Consider the following 4,174-nt stretch of genomic DNA (forward strand, 5'->3'; position numbering starts at 1 on the left):
CGGCGCCCAGCACCTGGCCCGCCGGCCGCTGCAGCTCTCCGGCGGGCAGCGGCAGGGGGGGGGGCGCGCCCCCCCGCCCCCCCCCCGCCGCCTCGTTTCACCGTAGCTGGATCCCGACGAGGCAGGTGTCGTCATCGGTGTCGGAATGGCTGTGCGTGAGAAGGTTGTCCAGACGGTGCTCCAGGCTGGTGGCCGGCTGGCCGGCCACGCGCAGAAGCTGCTCCTGCGAGTGCTGCAGGGTGCGGTCCCGCCGCTCGATCAACCCGTCGGTGTACATCAGCAGGACGTCGTCCAGGGCGAGCTGGACCTGCGCCTCCTTGTAGCCGGCCTCTGACACGGCGCCCAGCATGACCCCGTCGATCAGCTCCAGTTCCACCGCCTCGCCTCCCCGGATCAGGATGGGCGGCAGGTGGCCCGCCCTGGCCCAGCGCAGGATGCGGGTCTCCGGATCGTAGAGGCCGAGGATCGCCGTGGCCGTCACCTGGTCGGTCAGGTGGTGGGCGACCAGGTTGAGCCAGGACAGCAGCTGGGCGGGGCCCGCTCCGGTGGCGGCGAGGCCGCGCAGCGCGTTGCGGAGGACGACCATGCCGGTGGCCCCCTCGATCCCGTGCCCGGCCACGTCGCCCACCGACAGCAGGATCTGCTTGGTCGGCAGGACGACGGCGTCGTACCAGTCGCCGCCGACGAGGTGTTCCTGTTCGGCGGGACGGTAGCGGACGGCGATCTGCAGGTTGTGGGCCTCCATGGGCTCGCGGCTGGGCGGCATGATCGCCTGCTGCAACTGCAGGGCCAGGCGGTTGCGTTCCGCGGACTGGTGCTCGGTGTGGGCGAGCTGGTCGCGCGTGGCGGCCAGCGCTACTTCCGTCCAGTGCTGGGAGGATATGTCCTGGTAGGCCCCTCGTACGCTCAAGGGCCGCCCGTCGGCATCGAGGACGGGTTCGGCGACGACGCGGATGTGCCGCGCGATCCCGTCCGAACGTTGCAGGCGGAAGGCCGTGGACGCGGACCTGCGGTGATGCAGCACGGTGCGCAGGAAGCGGCCGATGGCCACGGCGTCGTCCGGATGGCCGTGCTCGGCGAGTCGTTCCAGGGGGATGGGCTGCTCGCCCTCCGCCAAGCCGTACAGCGCGTAGAGCTGGCTGTTCCAGAGGATGCGCCCGGTGGCCGTGTTCTCCTCGAAGCCGCCGATGCGGCCCAGCCGCTGCGCGTGCTGCAACAGGTTGGCGAGCTGGGCCGCCTCGTCCTGCAGCCGCCAGATGAGCAGGACGCAGTCGGCGTGCCGGGTCAGGCTGACGGCGGCGACGCTGGACAGCGGCACCTGGTCCACCAGCGCGCTCAGGGTCATCTTCGCGGCGCGGAACGGCTCGCCGGTGGCGTAGACGCGCTCGACCCGCTCCCACAGCCCGCCCTCCTCGGCCGCCAGCGGGTAGGCCTCAAGCAGCAGGGCGCCGACGACCGTGCTGCGCGGACGCCCGGCCGGATCGACGAAAGGGTCGTTGGCGTGCTGGATGCGGAAGTCGCAGAGCCTGCCCTCCTCGTCCAGGTAAGGGCGCAGCACGAGCGCCGCGTCGCTCAGCGCGTCGGCGAGGCCGACCAGCTCGGGCAGCGCCTGCGAGTCGTGGCCCGCCGCCGGCCTGTCGGGCGCTTCGAGCGTGTACGCGCACAACTCGGCGAGCGCCTCGATCTGCTTGCGGACCTGCGGAGGTTGTTGCGGAAGCGACTGCGGCCAGCCCACCTCCAGGACGGCGAAGATCCGTCCGCCGGTGCCCGCCGGCACGGCCACCCGGCCGCCCGGTGTGTCCCGCCCCCCGATGGAGGGCAGGCCGACAGCGGACAGGTCCTTGAGCCAGACGCTCTCGCGCGCCACCAGCGCGCGGCGAGCCGGGGTCTCGACCCCTGGAGGCACGTAGCGCCACCGTCTGGCCTCTTCGGCGGTGAATCCGGCATAACCGACCAGGGTCAGCGAGCCGTCGGGGCCGGCCTCCCAGACGGCGACGGCTGTCGCGCCCAGCGGGGTGAGCGCGTGCTCCAGCAGCGACTCCACCACTGACTGAGCGTCGGTGGCCCGCAACGCGGCGCTTTCGGCGCTGCGCAGCCGTACCGCGATGCCGGCCGCCTCGCGTGACAACTCCTCGGACCGCGTGGCGACCAGGAACGCGTGCGCCGCCTCGCTGATCCGGTCCTGCGCCGCCTGGTTGATGATGTCGGCGGCCAGTTCGAGCTGGGTCAGGCCGGCCTGGTCGGCCAGCGTGGCCAGTTGCTGGGCCGCGCTGGTCACGCTGAGGCGCAACCGCTCGATCAGGACGCCCTTGGCCACCTCGATCAGAGCCCGGCCGTCGACGGCCAGCTGGGCACGCTGGACCTCGCCGCGCAGCCGTTCGATCGTGGCCGCGAGCCTGCCGACGTTCGTCTCCGTCCCCCGCTCCGGGGAGCCGGGGACGGAAGGAGCGCCGGGTGGTGGGTTGTGCACGGTGTTGCTCCTTGCTGACGGTGCTGCCACCTCACAGAACGGGCTGTGCCTACGCGCTGACCCAGTGCTGGATGCGCTCGATGAGATGGTCGGCGTCCACCGGCTTGGTCACGTAGTCGCTGGCTCCCGCCGCCAGGCTCTTGTCCCGGTCACCCGGCATGGCCTTGGCCGTGACGGCGATGATCGGCAGCTCCGTGTACCGCGGCATCTGCCGGATCTTCTCGGTGGCGGTGTAGCCGTCCATCTCCGGCATCATCACGTCCATCAGGACGAGGTCGATCTCGGGGTGGGAGACCAGCTTGTCGATGCCCTCGCGGCCGTTCTCGGCGTGCAGCACCTGCATGCCGTGGATCTCCAGCATGCTGGTGAGCGCGTAGAGGTTACGGGTGTCGTCGTCGACCACCAGGACGGTCCGGCCGGTGAGCGTGTCGTCGACGTCATGCCCGGCCGCCGGCCCGACCTGCTGCGGCCTGACCAGAGGCAGCACGTCTCCCGGCTGGTCGGCCGTCAGGTGCAGCGCGATCCGCTCCCGCATCTCATCCAGGCTCGACAGCAGCTCCAGCGGCTGCCCGCCGAGGCGGGCCTGCAGCCGCGCCTCCTGCTGCGGGTTGGCGCGCCAGTTGTTGTGGGCCAGCACGGGGACGGCCTGCAGGGCCGGATCGCCGTCCATCGCCTCCAGCAGCTGGTAGGCCACCTGGCCCGGCATGTCGAGGTCGATCACGATGAGGTGGCAGGGCGCGGCCGCCAGCGTGGCGGCCGCCTCCTGCGCCCCGACGGCCGTGACGATCTCCACCGCGCCGTCCCTGTTGGGAGCCAGCTCCGTCAGGATGCTCTCGGCCACCAGCGAGAGCAACCCGCGCGGGCGCTCCTCGATGACCAGGACCCGGCGTTGCTGAACAGCCGACCGGCCGGGGGCGCTCACCTCGGAGGCGACCGGCTCGCCGGCGCCGCCCGTGCTCGACGCGGCGCCGTTCCTGCCGGGATGCTCGGCGAAGTCGGGCCGGGCGATCGGCAGGAACAGCGTGAACGTGCTGCCCTGCCCGGGGACGCTCTGGGCGGTGATGGCGCCGCCGAGCAGGTAGGCGATCTCCCGGCTGATCGACAGGCCCAGTCCGGTGCCGCCGTACTTGCGGCTCGTGGTGCCGTCGGCCTGCTGGAACGCGCCGAAGATCACTTCGAGTTGCTGCTCGGGGATGCCGATGCCGGTGTCGATCACCCGCAGCGCGATGGCCGCGCCGTGCGGGCGCACCGACGTCGGCAGCTCGTTCCGGGCCGCCACCTCGATACGCAGCTCGACGCTGCCGGCCTCGGTGAACTTGACCGCGTTCGACAGCAGGTTGCGCAGCACCTGGCGCAGCCGCGAGTCGTCGGTCAGCACGTCCAGCGGGATGCCCGGAGCGGAGACGATCCGGAAGTCGAGGCTCTTCTGCGTGGTCATCGGCCGGAACGTGGCCTCGACGTACTCCAGGAGTTGCCGCAGCGGAACCGGCTCGGGGTTGATGTCCATCTTGCCCGCCTCGACCTTGGACAGGTCGAGGATGTCGTTGATGAGCTGCAGCAGGTCCGAGCCGGCCGAGTGGATGATGCCGGCGTACTCCACCTGCTTGGTCGTCAGGTTGCGGGTGTGGTTCTGGGCCAGGAGCTGGGCCAGGATGAGCAGCGAGTTGAGCGGGGTGCGCAGCTCGTGGCTCATGTTGGCCAGGA

2 protein-coding genes are annotated in these 4,174 nt (G+C 71.5%); both read right to left on the reverse strand.

Annotated features, from left to right (window positions below; all coding sequences use genetic code 11):
• Nucleotides 1-97: 97 nt before the first annotated feature.
• Nucleotides 98-2,470 (reverse strand): SpoIIE family protein phosphatase, encoded by a 2,373-nt coding sequence (locus tag ACWD0F_RS51685; RefSeq protein ID WP_449890453.1) that lies wholly within the window; start codon nt 2,468-2,470, stop codon nt 98-100.
• Nucleotides 2,471-2,519: 49 nt separating this feature from the next.
• Nucleotides 2,520-4,174: response regulator (locus tag ACWD0F_RS51690; RefSeq protein ID WP_449890455.1), on the reverse strand; the 1,655-nt coding region annotated here is incomplete at its 5' end.

Source organism: Nonomuraea sp. NPDC002799 (assembly GCF_053592075.1).